This window comes from Pseudoxanthomonas sp. F11 (genome assembly GCF_037046485.1).
Lineage (GTDB): Bacteria > Pseudomonadota > Gammaproteobacteria > Xanthomonadales > Xanthomonadaceae > Pseudoxanthomonas_A.
Genome location: NZ_JBANLZ010000001.1, coordinates 539,042 through 556,113, shown reverse-complemented (window position 1 = coordinate 556,113; position 17,072 = coordinate 539,042). Strand labels below are relative to the sequence as shown.

General features: G+C 69.4%; 13 protein-coding genes. 3 read left to right on the top strand and 10 right to left on the bottom strand.

Annotation, left to right across the window (positions count from 1 at the left end):
* Positions 1 to 9 precede the first annotated feature (9 nt).
* The 9 genes from V8246_RS02780 to V8246_RS02740 form a co-directional block, all read right to left on the bottom strand.
* On the bottom strand, positions 10 to 621 hold the full coding sequence (locus V8246_RS02780; RefSeq protein WP_336187828.1) for a glutathione S-transferase N-terminal domain-containing protein: 612 nt from the start codon (positions 619 to 621) through the stop codon (positions 10 to 12).
* A gap of 228 nt (positions 622 to 849) precedes the next feature.
* Positions 850 to 1,305: a cell wall hydrolase gene (locus V8246_RS02775; protein ID WP_162109763.1), complete on the bottom strand. Its 456-nt coding sequence runs from the start codon at positions 1,303 to 1,305 to the stop codon at positions 850 to 852.
* 466 nt (positions 1,306 to 1,771) lie between these two features.
* On the bottom strand, positions 1,772 to 3,808 hold the full coding sequence (locus tag V8246_RS02770; RefSeq protein ID WP_336187827.1) for an NADPH-dependent 2,4-dienoyl-CoA reductase: 2,037 nt from the start codon (positions 3,806 to 3,808) through the stop codon (positions 1,772 to 1,774).
* An 88-nt stretch (positions 3,809 to 3,896) separates the two neighbouring features.
* Positions 3,897 to 5,120, bottom strand: a complete 1,224-nt coding sequence (locus V8246_RS02765; RefSeq protein WP_336187826.1) for a Wadjet anti-phage system protein JetD domain-containing protein — start codon at positions 5,118 to 5,120, stop codon at positions 3,897 to 3,899.
* A complete protein-coding gene (locus V8246_RS02760; RefSeq protein ID WP_336187825.1) occupies positions 5,117 to 8,545 on the bottom strand; it encodes an SbcC/MukB-like Walker B domain-containing protein in 3,429 nt (1,142 codons plus the stop codon). Before V8246_RS02760 ends, V8246_RS02765 begins: the two co-directional genes overlap by 4 nt.
* The gene (locus tag V8246_RS02755; protein ID WP_336187824.1) at positions 8,532 to 9,173 is read right to left on the bottom strand and encodes a DUF4194 domain-containing protein; all 642 of its coding nucleotides are present in this window, start codon (positions 9,171 to 9,173) and stop codon (positions 8,532 to 8,534) included. Before V8246_RS02755 ends, V8246_RS02760 begins: the two co-directional genes overlap by 14 nt.
* The gene (locus tag V8246_RS02750; RefSeq protein WP_336187823.1) at positions 9,170 to 10,615 is read right to left on the bottom strand and encodes a Wadjet anti-phage system protein JetA family protein; all 1,446 of its coding nucleotides are present in this window, start codon (positions 10,613 to 10,615) and stop codon (positions 9,170 to 9,172) included. Before V8246_RS02750 ends, V8246_RS02755 begins: the two co-directional genes overlap by 4 nt.
* Before the next feature lie 210 nt (positions 10,616 to 10,825).
* Entirely contained in the window at positions 10,826 to 11,842 is a 1,017-nt protein-coding gene (locus V8246_RS02745) for a zinc-binding alcohol dehydrogenase family protein (protein ID WP_336187822.1), read from the bottom strand.
* Between the two features lie 74 nt (positions 11,843 to 11,916).
* Positions 11,917 to 13,116 (bottom strand): MFS transporter, encoded by a 1,200-nt coding sequence (locus tag V8246_RS02740; RefSeq protein ID WP_336187821.1) that lies wholly within the window; start codon positions 13,114 to 13,116, stop codon positions 11,917 to 11,919.
* 99 nt (positions 13,117 to 13,215) lie between these two features.
* On the opposite strand from V8246_RS02740, the gene V8246_RS02735 reads away from it, so the two are divergent.
* Positions 13,216 to 14,136, top strand: coding sequence for a LysR substrate-binding domain-containing protein (locus V8246_RS02735; RefSeq protein WP_336188319.1), 921 nt, complete (start codon positions 13,216 to 13,218; stop codon positions 14,134 to 14,136).
* Here V8246_RS02735 and V8246_RS02730 read toward each other — a convergent pair whose 3' ends face one another.
* Positions 14,137 to 14,937 carry a class III extradiol ring-cleavage dioxygenase gene (locus V8246_RS02730; RefSeq protein WP_336187820.1) on the bottom strand — a complete coding sequence of 267 codons (801 nt, stop codon included), beginning with the start codon at positions 14,935 to 14,937 and terminating at the stop codon, positions 14,137 to 14,139.
* 310 nt (positions 14,938 to 15,247) lie between these two features.
* Here V8246_RS02730 and V8246_RS02725 point away from each other — a divergent pair, with 310 nt between their 5' ends.
* Together V8246_RS02725 and V8246_RS02720 are read left to right on the top strand one after the other, a co-directional pair.
* Complete coding sequence (locus V8246_RS02725; RefSeq protein WP_336187819.1) at positions 15,248 to 16,348, top strand: OmpA family protein; 1,101 nt, start codon at positions 15,248 to 15,250, stop codon at positions 16,346 to 16,348.
* A gap of 189 nt (positions 16,349 to 16,537) precedes the next feature.
* Positions 16,538 to 17,041 (top strand): hypothetical protein, encoded by a 504-nt coding sequence (locus tag V8246_RS02720; RefSeq protein ID WP_336187818.1) that lies wholly within the window; start codon positions 16,538 to 16,540, stop codon positions 17,039 to 17,041.
* The last annotated feature ends 31 nt before the right edge of the window (positions 17,042 to 17,072 follow it).

Below are 17,072 nucleotides of genomic sequence, written 5' to 3'. Positions count from 1 at the left end.
CTTTCGAGGTCAGGCCAGGCCTTCGGCCTTCAACGCAGTCTGCACGCCGGCATCGGCCTGCATGCGTTGCTTGAACGCGGCGATGTTCGGCATGCCCGACAGGTCCACGCCGGTGCGCTCGGCCCAGCGCAAGGTGATGTAGAAGTAGGGATCGGCGAAGCTGCGGAAGCCGGCCAGCCACTCGCGGCCTTCGAGCTGCTTGTCGGCGGTTTCGTACATGCCGCGCAGACGCCGGCGCGCTGCGTCCTTCACCGCATCGAACTGTGCTTCGTCGCCGATGAATCGCCCCGGCCCGAACAGCGGATGGAACGCCGGATGCAGGTCCGAATTGACGAAGGCCAGCCACTTGGCCGCCTGCGCGCGCTGCTGCGGCGAACCATCGCCGGCCAGATGCGCCTGCGGATACGTGTCGGCGATGTAGCCCATGATCGCCGCGTTCTGGGTCAGCACGAAATCGCCATCGACGAGGGCGGGCACCGCGCCGGTGGGATTGATCGCCAGGTACGCCGGCTCCTTCATCTCGGCGGCCGTCATCACCTGCACGTCGAACGGCTGGCCCGTCCACTGCAGCGCGATATGGTCGGCGGTCGAGCACGCGCCGGGCTTGGTATAGAGCTTCATGGTGTCCCCGTGGGCAAAAGAAAGGCCCGCGATTATCGCGGGCCTTGAAGGTGTGCAGCGTGATGCGTGGTGCAACGGATCGTGTTGCGTACGAACGACAAGTATCGCGGCGGCCCAACCCTCACCCCTTCCCCTCTCCCGGGAGGAGAGGGGAGTAGGTGCCATGCGGGTTCGGCTTCGTTGGCCTGACGGCTGCGTGGAGCGCCCTGCAATCGGAAGCGTTGGTTTCTAGGAGCGGGGCTTGAGCTTCTGCACGCGCAGGAACGTGTGGTCGCCGATCGTCGCCACGTGGTAGGCGTTTCGCCAGCTGGGATTGGCGATCTGGTGCGCCATGAAGTGGCTGGCACCCGGCACGATCTCCTTGCGCTGGCCGGGCGGCAGGGCCCAGTTGCGCTCGGCGTTGAGCGCCACGCTGACCGACTTGGCCCAGGCGTCGGAATTCCTGAGGCGGGTGTTCGGGCCGACGATGGTCGGCGCGAACTGCTTGCGGGCGGTGACCACGGAGCAGACGGAGTCGCCCCACAGGCCGCTGTCGCGGCGGCGCAGGGCCACCTCGGCGACGGCCTGCTGGCCGCGCAGGGTCTGGTCGCGGGCTTCCAGGTACACGGTGGTGCTGAGGCAAAGCGAATCGGCGGCCGGCTGCGGCAACATCTGCGACAGCCATAGGATCCAGGCCAGTTTCATGGGAACTCCTTGCTCCGTCTTTCCCGCGCCCCTGCCTCTCCCCACTACGCGGGGAAGGACATCGAGGGGACGCGGCTAGGGCGTTATGGGGAGGCAGCCTTCACACGGGCTGCCCGGGGACCGGCAAGGCCAGACCCCGAGGGGGTCCGAGCGCCGGGCTCAGCCCGCCTGAACTGGGCGGCGGGCCGGAAAGTGCGCGCAAGGTAGGGGGGGGCGTCCCAACTTGGCCTGAACGGGCAGGCTTGACGGCGGGGGGCGGGATCTGGCTGGAAATTGTGAGGTGCGTCGCACCTGTACTGCCCGCGACGGATGCGACAAGCGCCGGCGCGTTGCCTGACGGTGCCGTCTAACCCCTGTAGGAGCGCCCCATGGGCGCGATGCCGTTGCTCAGGGTACGCGAAGAGCATCGCGCCCATGGGGCGCTCCTACAGAGCGGGTGTGTCGGCTGCCTGGTAGGCCGAGGGCCTTACAGGCGGGCGGCCAGCCGGCTGCCCTGGTCGATGGCGCGCTTGGCGTCGAGTTCGGCGGCCACGTCGGCGCCGCCGATCAGGTGGGGCGTCTTGCCCGCCGCGACGAGGCCGGCCTGCAGCTCGCGGCGCGGTTCCTGACCGGCGCAGACCACCACGTGGTCGACCGGCAGCACCTGCTCGGCGCCGTTCACGCGGATACGGAGGCCGGCGTCGTCCACGCCCAGGTACTCCACGCCACCCAGCATCTTCACCTGCTTGGCCTTCAGCGTGGCCCGGTGCACCCAGCCGCTGGTCTTGCCCAGGCGGGCGCACGGCTTGCCGGGGCTGCGCTGCAGCAGCCAGACCTCGCGGGCCGGCGGTTCCGGCTGCGGCTTCACCAGACTGCCGCGGGCCTCGAAGGTGGGGTCCACGCCCCATTCGGCCATCCAGCGGGCCGGGTCCAGCGAGGGCGAATGGCCCTCGTGGGTCAGGTATTCGGCCACGTCGAAGCCGATGCCGCCGGCCCCGATCAGTGCGGCGCGTGCGCCCACCGTCACCCGGCCGGACAGCACGTCCACGTAGCTGACGACCTTGGCGTGGTCGGCGCCGGGGAAAGCGACCCTGCGCGGGATGATGCCGGTGGCCAGCACCACCTCGTCGAAGCCGGCCAGGTCGGCCGCCGTCACCGGGGTCGACAGCTTCACCTCCACCCGGGTTTCCTCCAGACGGTGGCGGAAGTAGCGCAGCGTCTCGTGGAATTCCTCCTTGCCTGGAATCCGCTTGGCGTAGTTGAACTGGCCACCGATCTCGTCGGCCGCGTCGAACAGGGTGACGCGGTGGCCGCGCTCGGCGGCGATGGTCGCGCAGGCCAGGCCGGCGGGACCGGCGCCGACCACGGCGACGGTCTTGGGCGCGAAGGTCTTCTTGTAGGTGAGGTCGGTCTCGTGGCAGGCGCGCGGATTGACCAGGCAGCTGGCCAGCTTGTTCTCGAACACGTGGTCCAGGCAGGCCTGGTTGCAGGCGATGCAGGTGTTGATGGCCTGCGGAGTGCCGCGGCGCGCCTTGTCCGCCCACTGCGGGTCGGCCAGCAGCGGGCGCGCCAGTGACACCATGTCGGCCTTGCCGGCGGCGAGGATGCCCTCGGCCACCTCCGGCATGTTGATGCGGTTGGTCGCCACCAGAGGCACACGCACGTGCGGCTTGAGCTTGGCGGTCACGTCCACGAAGGCCGCGCGCGGGACCGAGGTGACGATGGTCGGCACGCGTGCCTCGTGCCAGCCGATGCCGGAGTTGATGATCGTGGCGCCGGCGGCTTCTACGGCCTTGGCCTGCTGGACGATCTCGTCCCACTGGTTGCCGTCTTCGACCAGGTCCAGCAGCGACAGGCGGTAGATGATGATGAAGTCCGGGCCCACCGCCTCGCGCACGCGACGCACGATCTCCACCGCGAAGCGCATGCGCTTCTCCGGGGTGCCGCCCCAGGCATCGTTGCGCTTGTTGGTGCGCGGCGCGGTGAATTCGTTGATGAAATAGCCTTCCGAACCCATGATTTCCACACCGTCGTAGCCGGCGTCGCGCGCCAGCTTCGCCGCGTTGGCGTAGGCGTTGATCTGGCGCTCGATGCCGCGCGCCGACAACGCGCGCGGGGTGAACGGATTGATGGGCGCCTTGATCTTCGACGGCGCCACCGTCAGCGGGTGGTAGCCATAGCGCCCCGCATGCAGCAACTGCGCGCAGATCTTGGCACCGTGTTCATGCACCGCCTTGGTCACGAACTTGTGCGGCCGGGCTTCCCAGGGCCAGGACAGCTTGCCGCCGAATGGCTTCAGCCAGCCCACCAGGTTGGGCGAGAAGCCGCCGGTGACGATCAGGCCCACGCCGCCGGCCGCGCGCTCGGCGAAGTACGCCGCCAGCCGCGGGAAATCCTTCGCCCGGTCCTCCAGCCCGGTATGCATCGAGCCCATCAGCACCCGATTGCGGATCGTGGTGAAACCCAGGTCCAGCGGCGTGAACAGATGGGGGTAGGGCGGGGATTCGATGGCGGTCGACGTCATGCGGGCGATGGATACGCTTGCGTATGGAAGGACGCACGATGCCGCGAATCGCGGGGGCACGCAAGCACCCGCATGCGCGGAGGTGGGGTCAGGGTGCGTGGGGGGCGTGGGGCAGTTCGGCGGGTAGGGCTTCCTGTTCCAGGCACAGCGGGTGCGAACGCAGTTCGGCGGCGATGCCGTCCCAGCCCGCGCGCTCGGCCCATCGGCACATGGCGCCCAGGACGGCCGCGTCCGGCACATATACCCCGGGAAGCGCCGCGCGCGCGAGTGCGGCCGGCGACATGCGCCAGGGCCGCAACCGGTGTCCGGTGGCGGCCACCGTGTCCGCCAGCACGGCGGCGATGCGGAAGCCGCCTTCGTCGACGTCCCCCCAGTGCCACAGCGGCATGTCCGGGGGCAGCGAACGCAGCAGTCGGGCGTAGGCGCGCCGCCAAGCCGGAGACGGCATGCCGCCGGTGTAGACCACCAGCATGCGGTCGGCACCCGCCGCGCGGGCGGCGTCGTGGAAGCTGGCCAGGTTCTCCACGCTCAGGACGCAAGCGGCGTCCGTCCGCACGCCCTGTACGGCGTCGAGCGGTACGCCGAGGAAGGTCGTGGCGAGCGGCAGCGCCGCATCGCCGCCTAGCAGCAGCGTGCCGGTGCCTGCGACCAGCAGCGGTTGTGGTTCGCGGCGCAGGCCCAGCGAGGCCCAGACGTGCTCTTTCTCCAGCGGACCGTCGGCTGCCAGCTGGCCACTCGCCAGCAGATCCAACCAGGGGGTGATCTGCTCCAACCGCTTGCTCGCGAGCGGACGGCCGGCGAACAGACGTGCGCTCTCGCGGCGGAGGATGCGTTCGTGGGATTCGTCCGCGCGGCGGGCGTGGACCGCCAGCGCGGCGTCGGCCAGATCGGGTGCCGCTTCCGGACCGTGGCCGCGCACCCTGCGGTCGGCCCGCCATGCGGCCAGCACGTCGTCCAGCACGGGGAAGTGCGGCCGCCACGGCGACAGCACCCCGGCGGCTTCGCGGACGCGGGCGTCCAGCAAGGCTACGCCCAGATGGCCGGCCAGCACGTCGAGATCGATCACCGTGAGCCTTAGCAGGCGGTCGCCGTCGCCGCGATGCCGTTCGCGCTGGACGGCGATCGCGCCGGCGCGCTCCGCCAGGGCCACCTGCGCGTGGAAGTTCTCGCGTTCGGCCAGCGTGCGCAGCGACACATAGTCGCGCGCGCTGGCTTCGGTCATCGGCAGCGAGGCGGGAGTGGCATCGCCGCGCAGCCGGGCGCGCTCGCCCTTGCGCAGCAGCCGCTCCAGCACGCGCCGCGCATCGCTCACGCCGGTGCCTGCTGCCTTTCGATGCGCGCGGTCTCTTCGGTCAGCAGGTCCGGATGCAGGTCGAACTGGTCGGACAGCAGCAGCGCGCGCGCGGCGGCCTGCACTTCGATGCGCTCGGCTTGCAGCAGGTCGCCGTCGCGGAACAGTTCGATATAGCTGTCCAGCACGCCGCTCAGCGTGCCCTGCGCCGTGTCGGGTGCGGCCAGCACCAGCTGTAGCCCCAGCGAGCGCAGGTAGTTGGTGGTGGCGCGCGCGTTCTGCGCGTCGATCTTGTCGCCGAACTCGTCCAGCAGGATCAGTCCCATGCCGCCCGGATGCGCCTCGCTCTTGCCGTAGGCCGCCGCCAGTGCGGCACCGGCGATCACGTACAGCGGCGCGCGGTGCTCACCACCGGAACCGGAGCGCATGCGCTCGCTGAGCGTGCCGATCACGGTGTCGTCCTGACGGATCTGCACCTCGAAGCGGAAGAAGCGGCGATAGTCGTCCAGAGGCGAGGTGGCGGTACGCGCCGCGGCCCCGTCCTCGATCAGGTCGCGGAACGCCGACGGTACTTCGCCGGCCGTGCCGAACAGGGTGTCCTCGCCGCCGACATCCACGGCGCGCCGGATGAAGCGCTCCAGTTCGCGGAACTCGGGCACCACGTCGTAGTGGAACTGATAGCGCTCGTTGTTGGAGAACGGCGGGCTGCTGCGCAACGTCCGGTTGAGCGTGGCGATCTGCTGGCGAAGGCGGATGAAGTTGTCGTTGAGCGCGGCGGCGACGCTGGCGCGGAAGGTGTCCACGGCGGTGTCGTAGGCCTGGCGCGCCTCGCCTTCGTAGCGCACCAGGTCGGTATCGCGCAGCTGGGTCAGCTCGCGCTGCAGCAGCGCCAGCGCCGGCCGCCAGGCGTTGGCGTCGAAGTCAACGTCCAGGCTGTGGTCGCGCGCATACTGCGCCAGCGCACTCCAGGCTTCCGGCAGCAGCTTGGCGAGCTGCCGGTCGCTCTCGTCGGCGCGTCGTTCGCAGCTGGCCCCGCGCTCCTCCAGGGACTCGACCTTCGCGTCCAACTCGTCGCGGTGCCGTTCGATCAGGTTGGGGTCGACATCGGGATCCTTGAAGGCGTCCACGGCGCGGCGGGCGACCCGTTCCTCCTGCTCGCGCAGGCCTGCGAGCAGGCGGCGGCTGCGGTCCAGGTCGGCCACGGCCACGGCTTCCTGTCCGACCAGCGCGTCGGTACGCGTCTCGCACTCGCCCAGTTGCACGGCGAGCGTGCGTACCGCGTCGGACAGGCGCAGCAGGTCCGGATCCAGCGCGGCGAGGCGGCTTTCCTGCGCGGTGCGGTAGCGTCCTGCGACCTGGCGGTGCTCGATCGCGCGCTCGTGCAGCGCCTGCGCCACCGCATCGGCATCGGCCAGCCGTGCCAGGCTGCGCTGGCTCTCGTCGGTGCGGCGCAGGAAGGGCTCGATTTCGCGCACCTCGCGTTCGGCTTTTTCGATCTCTTCGTGCAGCACGCGCAAACGGGCCCGGTTGTCGGACGCGCCGATGCGCAGCTCGCCGGCGGCAGGCAGGCGCAGCCGCTCGATGCTGCCGCCGCGGGCCAGCAGGCCATCGCGGGTCAGGCCCTGACGACTGCGCACCAGCTCGGCTTCGGTGTCCACGCAGCGCAGTTCGCCGAGTTGCCGGCGCAGGAACGCCAGGGCGTCGGCGTTGACGCCGTCCAGCAGCGCGGCGACGCTGCCTGACACCGCCTCCTTGCCGCGCACATCGCGCGCCTGACTGGACAGGGCCAGCTTCACGCCATAGACCGAGCGCCCGCCGGACAGGCTGCGATACAGCTTGACCGCGCGCTCCTCATCCGCGGCGGGAATCAGCAGCGCCTCGACGTTGCTGCGCAGGTAGGCTTCGATGGCCGGCTGCCAGGCGGCATCGGCGACCCGCACCAGGTCGCAGACCGGGCGGGCATCGATGCCGGCCTCGCGCAGATAGCTCATCAGCCGCACGGTATCGGCGTGCAGCTCCGCCTGGCCGGCGGCCAGTCGCTTCTGGTTCTGCCGCGCGGCCAGCAGGGCATCGCGTGCCTTGTCGTGGGCGGCGTGCAGCTGGCGGGCGTGCTGGTCGACCTTCTCGCGCAAGGGTTCTGCCGCGCGCAGCGCCTGGCGTGCGCGCGCGAACAGGTCTTCCGGCGTCCACGGCAGCGCGTCCCCATCGGCCAACGACGACAGTGCCGCGTGCCAGGCATCCCAGTCCGCGTGCGCGGCATCCACGGCGCCCGCCTCGATACCGCCGAGTGCGAGCGCGTCGAGCTGGCGGAAGGTGTCGCGGACGAAACCGATCTCGCGCAGCAGTTCTTTGTTCAACTGGGCCAGACGTTCGCGGTCGCGGCCGGCCAGTTCGTCCAGCTGCGCCTGTTCGCCATAACCGCTGCTCCCCTGCAGGCGGGCGGTTGCGCGTGCCTGCTCATCGCGCAGGGTGTCGCGCTCGGCGCGCGCGTCGACCAGGCGGCGGCGGGTGTCGACCAGGGCGTCTTCCGCAGTGGTGACCGCGCCTTCGGCGCGCTCCAGCTGTTCGCCGTACAGATCCCGCGCGTACTCGGCGGCCAGCGCACGGTAGGACGCGGCACGCACGGCCTGGGTGGCGATGCGGTCGTACTGCCGCTCGACGCCCTCGGCGGCCTCGATACGCTGGCGCACCTGTTCGATGCGGTCGCGGATCTGGCGGAAGCTCTCCAGCAAGGCGCGGAAGCGGGCGATGTCGGTAGGCCGATCCTCGGCGACCAGCGTGCGCACGAACAGATCCACGTCCTCCACGCGCTGCAGGTTGAGCGCGTTGAGGAAGGCCTTGCGGTAGGCATTGAGGTCGGGGTTGGCGGTAGGCGAAGCGCGCAGGCGCAGCAACAGGTCCTTGACGAAGCGCTCGGCGACAGTGTGCAACTCGGGCGTGCCGCCGGCCGCCTTGCAGCGGCGCAGCGCCATCTCGCGGAAGGTCGCCCAGGCCAGCGGCAGTTCCTTGCCTTTGACCTGTTCCACGTGGTCGGCCAGCTCCAGCGCCACGCCCGGCAGCAGATACAGCCCGTGCAGCCGATGGTCGGGTTCGTCCACCGAGGCGCCCAGGGCGATGCCGGCAGTCAGGACTTCGCCGGTGTCGGTGTCGCGGAACACCAGCGAGATGTAGGTGGTGGCGGTGCGCCGCTTACGTCCCTCGTCGCCGCTGCGGAACACGCCCAGGCAGTAGTCGCGGATGGTGCGCGCGCGATGGCTGCCGCCGGCCTGCGCGTTGAATCGGATACGGCTGCGGTCGCCGCCCAGCAGCACGATCTGCAGCGCATCGAGCAATGCGCTCTTGCCCGCGCCGTTGGGCGCGATGATGGCGGTGGTGGGGTCCAGTTCCAAGGTCTGCGCCTCGAACAGGAAGAACTGCACCAGGTGCACGCGTTCAAGCTGCTGCATCGCCGTCCTCCGTGACGTCGTCGTTGTCGTTCGCGTCGGCATCGTCGTCGCGGTTGTGCTGGTCCAGCCGTTGCAGCCACTGCTCGCCGACGATCTCGACGATGGCCGGCCGCACCTGCAGGTGGAACGGCTGGGGATCGTCCGGTTCCGACTCCACCAGCCGGCACGTGCCCCAGCGCTTCAGCGTGCGGGCCAGTTCGCGCAGGGTGCCGACATCGGGCATCGGCCTTCCCGCGAGGGCTTGATAGGCCTCCTGCAGCTCCGGCAATTCGACGGTGACGACGCCTTCGTCCTCCACCATGCCCTGCCGCATCGCTTCGTCGTAGCGCTGCCGCAGCACCAGCAGCAACAGGGTTTCGGCGAGCGTCACCGGTACGCCTTCGGCGTGCGCGGGCAGCGCCACCACGTAGCGGTAGTGGGCGTTGCGCTCCAGGCGGATGCCGAGCGGTGCCAGCGCGGCGATGAAATCGTCGAAGTGGTCTTCCACCAGGTGGTAGGCGAGGCGGGTGCCACGATCGCTCGCATACAGCACCTGCTCCACCACCAGCCGGTAGGCGGCGCGTTCGAAGTCCTGCACGGCGTAGACGCCGTTGGAGAGTTGGCTGAGCGTGTTCCAGCTGCGTTTCATGCGGTTTTCCGTGAGGGCGTACCGATGCGGTGCACGACGAAGCGTGGCGCGCGCAGGTAGCCGTTGTCGTCGTGCCCGCCGGCGTCGAGCAGTTCGACGCGGTAGCCGCGCAGCAGGCGGCCCAGCGGGTCTTCGCGCCGCAGGCCGCCTGCGCGATGGCTGCGCAGCGCGAGCGTGAGCAGGGTCTGGTAGGCGCGCAGATCCTCGATGCTGGCGATGGAGAACGCGCCCGATTCGACGGCGTCCGTCGTCTCCAGGTGCGGGCCGACGTAACGGGCCATGTCCTCGGCGGTGACCAGCCGTGCGCGCTTCATCCGCCGCAGCAGGCTGAGCCTGGCCAGTTGTTCCGGCGTTGGCGGCTGCGTGGCGTTGGCGCTGCGCGGGATGGGTTGCGGCTTCTGCCGCGGCGGGCGCAGTCGGCTGGCGTCCATCAGCGCGCCCGGGGCCACCGGCAGGCGCAGGGCGTCTTCCGGCGCATGCTGCACGCCACGGCAGGCGCGGCGCAGCAGGATGTCCAGCTTGTCGGGCGCGCGCAGGCGGTAGTCGAGGAACGCGAGCGCGCGACGGTTGGCCTGGCGGATGTCGTCGTCCAGCCGGCCCAGGTATTCGTCGATGCGGTCCAGTTCGCGCAGGCGTCGCAGGCTGCGCGCAAAGCGCTGGCTGCCGCGCCCGGCGTCGCCGCCGCCGACATGCTCGCGGTACCACGCCAGCAGCGCCGTGCGGCGCTCGCCGGTCTCGATCTGCTGCGCCATCGACAGGATCGCGCTGCGTCGCGCCAGCGGGTGATCGCCCTTGTGCAGTTCGGCGTAGTCGCCGATGAAGAATTCGCTGACGTAGCGTTCGAACCACTGGCGCGCGAATTGCGCGGTGGATTCTGCCTTGCTCAGCTCCGGCATCAGGTCGCGGACCTGCAGGCTCATCGAGGACAGCGACACCAGCAACCGCCGTGCCTGGTCGGCGGCCTCGTCCAGGGCGTCGCCCGCGGCCTTGCCTTCGGCCACCTGCTGCAACTGGTGCTCGATCGAGCGCATCTTCGCCGAGACGAAGGTCGGGCCGTGTTCGGCGAATTCGACCAGCAGCGAGAGGAACTGATGCACGACCGGCGGCATGGTGACCATCTCGCGCGCGCCCACCCGCTCCTGCCGCAGCCATCCTGCGCCGCGGAAGCGCTCGTAGATATTGCCGACCCTGACCGGCAGCGGCGTGTCCGGGGTGTCGCCGTCCTCGTCTTCCCACGGGTCGTCGGCGAGCAGGTAGCGCTCCAGCGCGGCGGTGATCTCGCGGCGCTGGAAACCCATGCTGGGCGGCACCGGCGCGTCCGGCCCGAAGAACTCATCGAACAGCCGGCACAGCAGCAGCCAGTAGTGTTCCCGGTTGGGCGACGCCAGGGGGCCGAACAGGCCGCTGGGCAGCAACGGGAACAGGGCAGGCGCCTGCGTCATGGCCGCGCGCACCGCCGCGGTGGACTGGCATTGTGATATAGCGGGCGCGGCAGCGCCGGGGAAAAGGGCATGGCGGGATCGGAAAGGCGGGCGGATCGCGCCGGAGCGCGCTGCGGCCAGCCACGATATCGCAAGTCGCCGGGGCGCCGGTAGCTGTTCCCACCCGGCTGCCGGCGCCCTTTCCGTCCCCCATGCCCGACGGCGGCAGCTCTACCAGCCGGCGAGCACCAGCTTGCCGATGGTGGTGCCGGATTCCAGCCGGCGATGGGCTTCGCGCAGGTTCGCCGCATTGATCGGCGACAGCGTGCCAGTCAGCGTGCCGCGCACATCACCGGCGTCTATCAGGTCCGCCACGCGGTCCAGCAGTGCGCCCTGTTCGCCCATGTCGGCGGTACGGAAGCGCGGGCGGGCGAACATCATTTCCCAGTGGATGCCGATGCTCTTGGCCTTGTAGGGGTCGCCGATCCGCAGTTCGCCCTTGGGTTCGACGATCAGGCCGACGTGGCCCAGCGGCGCCAGCAGGTCGCCCAGTTCGGTCCAGTAGCGGTCGGTATCGGCCAGGTTCAGGGCGGCATCGATGCTGTCGAAGCCCAGCGCCTTCAGCTGCGGACCCAGCGCCTGGCGATGGTTGATCACATGGTCCGCTCCCAGCGACATGCACCAGTCGATGGTGTCCTGCCGCGAGGCGGTGGCGATCACGGTGAAGCCGGCGCGCTTCGCCAGCTGGATCGCGATCGAGCCCACGCCACCCGCGCCGGCGATGACGAGCAGAGACTTGCCAGCACCGCCGCCCTCGAGGGCGTAAGGCATGCGGTCGAACAGCAGCTCCCATGCCGTGATGGTCGTCAGCGGCAAAGCAGCGGCCTGCGCGAAGTCCAGCGACGCGGGCTTGCGGCCGACGATGCGTTCGTCGACCAGCTGGAACTGCGCATTGCTGCCGGGGCGGGTGATGTCGCCCGCGTAGTAGACCGCGTCGCCCGACTTGAAGCGCGTCACCGCCTCGCCGACGGCTTCCACCACGCCGGCGGCGTCGTAACCCAGCACCTTCGGTTGCGCCTCGATCTGCGGCTTCGGCGCGCGCACCTTGGTGTCGACCGGGTTCACCGACACGGCTTCCACGCGCACGAGGATGTCGTGGCCTGTGGCCGTGGGTTTTTCGAGTTCGACGTCCACCAGCGATTGCGGATCGTCGATGGGCAGGTAACGGGTCAGGGCGACGGCTTTCATGAGGGATCCTCGTGGGGGAATCAGGACGCGTGCCGCCATGATGCGACGCGCAGAGCGATGGGACGATGGGGGTATCAGGCGCAGTCGGCGGCGAGCGCAAAGCGCTGTCGGCGCTCCAGCGCGAGCGCCCATAAGGCGACGGCGAAAGCGGAGGCCGGCACCAGCGCGGCGACCCACGGCAACGCCGACAGGCCCGGGCCCTGCGAGATCACCACGCCGCCCAGCCACGCGCCGAGCGCGTTGCCGAGGTTGAAGGCACCGATGTTGAGGCTGGACGCCAGGCTCTGCGCTTCGCGGGCCTTCTGGAGCACCCACAGCTGCAGCGGCGACACCGTCGCGAACGCCGCGGCACCCAGCAGGCCGGTGAACAGGATCATCGCCCATCGGCTGTGCAGGGCGAAGCTCATCACACCCATCACCAAGGCGAGCGCCGCGAGCGTGCCGAGCAGGGCGGTGGCCAGGCGACGATCGGCGAAGCGGCCGCCCAGCAGGTTGCCGAGGATCATGCCGACGCCGAACACCAGCAGGATCGGCGAGACGGCCGCGTCGGCGAAGCCGGTCACCTGGGTCAGCAGTGGCTGGATGTAGGTGTAGACGGTGAACATGCCACCGAAACCCAGCACGGTCATCGACAGGCCCAGCAGCACCTGCGGACGGCCGACCGCCCGCAACTCATCGCGGAACGAAAGCGGCGCGGGCGCGCTGTGATCGGCCGGCACCAGGGTGGCGATGATGACGGTGGCGAACACGCCGATGGCGGTCACGGCCAAGAAGGTGGCGCGCCAGCCGTATTCCAGCCCCAGCCAGGCGCCCGCGGGCACACCGAGCAGCGTGGCGACGGTCAGGCCGGTGAACATGATGGAAATAGCGGACGCTTTGCGGTCTTTGCTGACCAAGCCGGTCGCCACGACCGCGCCCACCCCGAAGAACGTGCCGTGCGCCAGCGAGGTCACCACGCGGGCCGCCATCAGCAACTCGTAGTTCGGCGCGAGCGCACAGGCCAGGTTGCCCAGCGTGAACACGACCATCAGCGCGACCAGCACCGCCTTGCGCGGCATCCGTTGAGTGGCCGCCGTGAGCACAGGCGCGCCGACGAACACGCCCAGCGCGTAGCCGGAGATCAACAGGCCCGCGGCCGCGATGGAGACCTGCAGGTCGGCGGCGACCTGCATCAGCAGGCCCATGATGACGAACTCGGTAGTGCCGATGCCGAAGGCGCCGGCGGTGAGCGCGTACAGGCCCGACGGCAGCCGGGAGGAGGGAGTGGGTGGCATGGGAGTGGCTGGGTAGAAGAACGAGGCGCGCAGCGTGCGCCTTCCCTTGATGAAGAAAAACAGTGAATATGCCGAATCACTATCAATGGTTTGTTGATAATGGACCGTGTCGGCGACTTGGCCCTGTTCCTGCGCGTGCTCGATCTCGGGTCGATCACCGCAGCAGCCCACAGCCTGGATCTTTCGGTCGCCGTGGCCAGCCAGCGCCTGAAACGACTGGAGAAGGAGCTGGGCGTGCGCCTGCTGCACCGGACGACACGTCGCCTGCATCCCACGCCGGAGGGCGCCGCGCTCGCCGAGCAGGGACGGGTGCTGGTGGAGGAGCTGGAGACGCTGGGCACCGGCCTGCGCGAAGCGGCGCAGGAGATCGCCGGCACCCTGCGGATGACGATGTCCGCCTCGTTCGGACGGCAGTACGTGTCGCCGCTGCTGCCGGCCTTCCTCGCGCGGCACCCGAAGCTGCGTCTCAGCATCCATCTGAGCGACAACGTGGTGGACCTGGTCAGCGAGGGCTTCGACCTGGCGATCCGCATTGGTGCGCTGGAGGATTCGCGTCTGGTCGCGCGGCGGATCGCACCCAATCGCCGCGTGGTCTGCGCCTCGCCCGACTACCTGCGCCGGCGTGGACGGCCGCGCACGCCCGGCGAACTCGCCGATCATGACTGCCTGCTGCTGTTCGGCCGCGGCGGCCGGCAGGATGTGTGGCGGCTGGGCACGCCGACGGGCGGCGAAGTCGCGGTGCGGGTGCAGGGACGCTTCGAGAGCAACTTCGGAGAAGTCCTGCGCGATGCCTCGCTGGCGGGCGAGGGCATCGTGATTCATTCGCTGTGGCACGTCGCCGACGATCTGCGCGCCGGCCGGCTCGAGGTGCTGCTGCCGGACTACCCGCTTGCCACCACCGCGATCAGTGCGGTGATGCCGCAGCGCCGCCTGGTGCCACCGCGCGTGCGGGCCTTCACCGACTTCCTGATCGAGCAGTTCGGCGACGACCCGCCGTGGGAGCGCGGTCTGCCGGGTTGATCAGACGGCTTCGAAGGCGAAGGCGTCCAAGGCCAGACCCCCCATTTCCACGTCGCGGTGGAGCAGCCGTCCCCTGGCGCGCGCACCCCCTGCGCCCAGCGCCACGTACAAGGGGAATAGATGCTCTGTCGTCGGATGGTTGCGGTGCGCCTCGGGCAGGGCGGTCCAGTCCAGCGCGCCGGCGATGTCGCCCGCCAGCAGCCGATCACGCAGCGCATCGGTGAACGCAGTCACCCAGGGGTAGGGCGCTGCGTGCGCGTGCTGCCAGTCCAGAGCGCGCAGGTTGTGCGAAAACCCGCCGGACCCGACCACCAGCACACCCTGCCTGCGCAGTGGCGCCAGGGCATGCCCCAGTCGGTAGTGCCACTCGGCGGTCTGTGACGGATCGACCGACAGTGCGATCACGGGGATCCCGGCATCGGGATACATCCGCCGGAGCGGCACCCAGACGCCATGATCCAATCCGTGATGCCCATCCACCTGGGCGGTAAAGCCGGCGTCGCGCAGATGCGTCGCGATGTCGTCCGCCAGACCCGGAGCGCCCGGCGCCGGGTACTGGATCCGATAAAGCGCCTCCGGGAACCCGCCGAAATCGTGGATCGTTTCCGGTGAGGGCGTGGCGGTGACGGTGGGCCGTGCATGGGTGAAGTGAGCGGACGCCACCACGATGGCCCGCGGGCGCGGCAGGCGCTCTCCCAGCCCGTCCAGGAAGCGGCCGGTGGGGGTGTCTTCGACCGCCAGCATGGGCGAGCCATGCGAAACGAACAGGCTGGGAGGCGGGGAGGTGGGCGTCGGGTCCATCGCCACAGCTTGCGGTCCGCGGGCGCGCCAGCCAAGGCGCGCGCGTGGATCGATGCGTCACCATAATGTGACTTGAAAGACGGGGTGCCTCCAACCCACACGAATCCGTGCCAGTTCGCGGGAAGAGTGTTAACCTTTCCCAACTTGTTATGGTACCGTTAACACAGTCTTCACGTACCCCCGCATAATCTGTTCAGCAAGGCGACGGGTGCCTGTCGCCTCGAATAACAACTAGAAGTGCCGGAATCCGCGTCACCACGAAGCCCTTCGGTTTCTCACAACTGAACTTTTACAAGGAAAGGAGCTGCAAATGAACAAGAAGATTCTCTGCGCCGCGCTGCTCGGCGGCCTGAGCCTCGCGAACACCGCGATGGCGCAGGAATTCGACGACCGTTGGTACCTGACCGGCTCCGCAGGCTGGAACCAGCAGGATTCCGACCGTCGCACTGAAGACACCCAGTTCCTGACCTTGGGCCTTGGCAAGTTCATCAGCCCGAACTGGTCGCTGGACGGCGAGCTGAACTACCAGAACCCGAGCTTCGACTTCAACAAGGACCTGAACTGGAGCCAGTACGGCATCTCGATGGACCTGCGTCGCCACTTCATCCAGGAAGGCCGTGGCTGGAACCCGTACATCGTGGCGGGCCTGGGCATGCAGCGTTCGGAAGAAGAGTACGTGATCAACAGCCCGGACTCCCCGGCGCAGCGTCGTGACAACAACCTGGCCGCCAAGCTGGGCGTGGGCCTGCAGACCACCTTCGACAAGCGCGTCGCCGTGCGCGCCGAAGTGGCCTACCGCGCCGACTTCGACGACCAGAGCTACACCGCCGAGGGTGGCATCCATCAGCAGGAAGAGAGCTACTTCGGCGACGTGCTGGCTTCGATCGGCGTCGTGATCCCGCTGGGTCCGAAGGCGGAAGCCGCTCCGGCTCCGGCTCCGGCCCCGACCACCACCTGCGCCGACCTGGACGACGACGGCGACGGTGTCAACAACTGCGACGACAAGTGCCCCGGTTCGCAGGCTGGCCAGACCATCGGTCCGGACGGCTGCCCGGTGCAGGTCTCGATCGACCTGAAGGGCGTGAACTTCGACTTCGACAAGTCGACGCTGCGTCCGGACGCGGTCGCGATCCTGAGCGAAGCCGCCGAGATCCTGAAGCGCTACCCCGACCTGCGCGTCGAAGTGGCCGGCCACACCGACCTGTGCGGTGCGGACGCCTACAACCAGTCGCTGTCGCAGCGTCGTGCGCAGGCCGTGTACGACTACCTGACCAGCAACGGCGTGGACGCTTCGCGTCTGGTGGGCCCGATCGGTTACGGCGAGAGCCGCCCGCTGGAGCCGACCGCGCAGACCCTGCCGGGCTGCAAGAGCGAGCGCAACCGTCGTACGGAACTGAACGTCCAGAACTGATCGGACGCTCAACCGCAGTAGTGGGAAGCCCGGCCTCGCGCCGGGCTTCTTTTTTGGCGCGCTTCGCGCGCCTTGCGTGACCGAGCGCCGCCTTTGCGCACCGGCGCGCGCGTGGCCGTGCATTTTCTTGCCATGCCCCGACACGCTGCCTACACTCGCGGCACTTGGAAAAGATTCAGGAGTCGCCCGATGCGCCGTCACGTGTTCGCCAGCCTGCTGTGCATCGCCGCCGTTCCCACGGCCTACGCCGCACCGGACTGCGCGAGTGGGCTGGTCCCGGCTCCGTTGAAGACACCGGCCACGGTGATCGCACCGGTCGCGCCCGAATTCACCGCCGTCGCAACGCAGCTTGGCGCACCTTCGGGCGTGCTGGCCTCGCATGCGTTCGATGAAGCCCAATCGGTCGATCGCGTCCTGTTGCGCCTGCGCATCGAAGGCTGCCGCAACGTGGCCAAGGCGCTGCCCGCGCCGACCGGCGCGCCGGCCGCTGCCGTCGCCAACAGCCCGGCGGCATACCAGCCCAAGACGGCGCACGACAATACGCCATGGCGCTTCGACATGAGCCAGAACGGCAAGCGCATGACCGCCGACGAATTCGATGCCTGGATGAAGTCGCGCGGCGTCCGTGTCGTCAAGGCGCCGGGTGCGCCGGCCGCCGCACCGGCGCCGGCCGAGCCGGCGAAGAAGAACTGATCCCGCGACGGCCGGCACTCCGGCCGTTCCG

Bases quoted from the DNA above. Each gene is read 5' to 3' on its own strand.
- V8246_RS02780 (WP_336187828.1), bottom strand. From the start codon at position 621: ATGAAGCTCTATACCAAGCCCGGCGCGTGCTCGACCGCCGACCATATC.
- V8246_RS02775 (WP_162109763.1), bottom strand. From the start codon at position 1,305: ATGAAACTGGCCTGGATCCTATGGCTGTCGCAGATGTTGCCGCAGCCG.
- V8246_RS02770 (WP_336187827.1), bottom strand. From the start codon at position 3,808: ATGACGTCGACCGCCATCGAATCCCCGCCCTACCCCCATCTGTTCACG.
- V8246_RS02760 (WP_336187825.1), bottom strand. From the start codon at position 8,545: ATGCAGCAGCTTGAACGCGTGCACCTGGTGCAGTTCTTCCTGTTCGAG.
- V8246_RS02755 (WP_336187824.1), bottom strand. From the start codon at position 9,173: ATGAAACGCAGCTGGAACACGCTCAGCCAACTCTCCAACGGCGTCTAC.
- V8246_RS02750 (WP_336187823.1), bottom strand. From the start codon at position 10,615: ATGACGCAGGCGCCTGCCCTGTTCCCGTTGCTGCCCAGCGGCCTGTTC.
- V8246_RS02745 (WP_336187822.1), bottom strand. From the start codon at position 11,842: ATGAAAGCCGTCGCCCTGACCCGTTACCTGCCCATCGACGATCCGCAA.
- V8246_RS02740 (WP_336187821.1), bottom strand. From the start codon at position 13,116: ATGCCACCCACTCCCTCCTCCCGGCTGCCGTCGGGCCTGTACGCGCTC.
- V8246_RS02735 (WP_336188319.1), top strand. From the start codon at position 13,216: ATGGACCGTGTCGGCGACTTGGCCCTGTTCCTGCGCGTGCTCGATCTC.
- V8246_RS02730 (WP_336187820.1), bottom strand. From the start codon at position 14,937: ATGGACCCGACGCCCACCTCCCCGCCTCCCAGCCTGTTCGTTTCGCAT.
- V8246_RS02725 (WP_336187819.1), top strand. From the start codon at position 15,248: ATGAACAAGAAGATTCTCTGCGCCGCGCTGCTCGGCGGCCTGAGCCTC.
- V8246_RS02720 (WP_336187818.1), top strand. From the start codon at position 16,538: ATGCGCCGTCACGTGTTCGCCAGCCTGCTGTGCATCGCCGCCGTTCCC.